This window comes from Microbaculum marinisediminis (assembly GCF_025397915.1).
GTDB lineage: Bacteria > Pseudomonadota > Alphaproteobacteria > Rhizobiales > Tepidamorphaceae > Microbaculum > Microbaculum marinisediminis.
The window spans coordinates 1-303 of record NZ_JALIDZ010000055.1 but is presented as its reverse complement, the minus strand read 5'-3'; the positions used below and the strand labels follow the sequence as shown (position 1 = coordinate 303).

At 65.7% G+C, this 303-nt stretch carries 1 protein-coding gene; it reads left to right on the top strand.

Features of this window, described 5'->3' with window-relative positions; genetic code table 11:
- On the top strand, nt 1–297 hold a 297-nt coding region (locus MUB46_RS24250; protein WP_261618546.1), incomplete at its 5' end, for a hypothetical protein.
- Nucleotides 298–303 lie beyond the last annotated feature (6 nt).

Sequence of the window (303 nt, the reverse complement as noted above, 5' to 3'; positions counted from 1 at the left end):
AACGCCTTCAACACCGCATTGCGGGACGATATGCGGTCCTATCGCGGTATCGCTCGCCGGTACGGCATCAACCCGCGCGACATCATCCCGAAGCTCGGCAAGTTGCCGCAGTGGTCGGGCGACAAGCCCGCACCGGCTCCCAAGGCTGATGGCGGTGACGTGTCCAGCCTCGAATTGCAGCCCGGCGCCGTGATCGCCGGGGAGGGGGGCGTTCGCTACGAGTATCAGGGCGGCGATTCCAAGGACGCGCGGAACTGGCGACGCCTGGACGACCCTGACTTGCCGGTCATGCCGTAGGAGAAA